General features: G+C 50.1%; 1 protein-coding gene. It reads right to left on the bottom strand.

Features of this window, described 5'->3' with window-relative positions; genetic code table 11:
- Positions 1-431 (bottom strand): DNA-binding protein (locus ACFIJS_RS09340; protein ID WP_375651357.1); only part of this gene is annotated, 431 nt, incomplete at its 3' end.
- Positions 432-529 lie beyond the last annotated feature (98 nt).

The raw sequence follows: 529 nt of genomic DNA, 5'->3' as shown, positions 1-529 counted from the left end.
CGCCAATTAAAAAGCGACATCCGGCTCACACCAAATTGCACCGCACTCAAACTTGCCGCATCATGCACACCCATACCAGAAACAAGCAAATCATTCATAAAGCAAAGTGCCTTCAAACGCTCTTCACAGCGCCTTTTATGCGCCTTGGAAAGCCCTTCATAACGCACCCAAATACTTGTCTTTTGTTCCCCTTGCGTTTGTTTCACATCAACACCCACCCCAAACCGCACCAACAATGCCGCCCGCGCCCCCTCCGGCAATAAGGAAATGTGAATTTCTACAATAGGTCGAGAAACCCCTTTAACTTTACGTGTCAAACCACTTTGATGACGCCATGTGGTCGCCAAAATCTTACGCAATCCGCCCTTACTCTTAGGCAACCCTGGCAAAGCTGCCTCAGCCAATTCGGCAATAGTAAACCATTCCTTCATGGCTGCCCCCGTTTAATTTGCACCGGCGTTGCGCGCATGGCTTTCAATTGCGCTGCAATCTCCCGCTGTTCCTGCTGCAACCGCGCAATTTCTGCTAG

The organism is Bartonella sp. OT172YNZD, from assembly GCF_042193725.1.
GTDB classification, from domain to species: domain Bacteria; phylum Pseudomonadota; class Alphaproteobacteria; order Rhizobiales; family Rhizobiaceae; genus Bartonella; species Bartonella grahamii_A.
The sequence above is the reverse complement of the archived record's forward strand: the minus strand, read 5'-3'. Positions and strand labels throughout refer to the sequence as shown.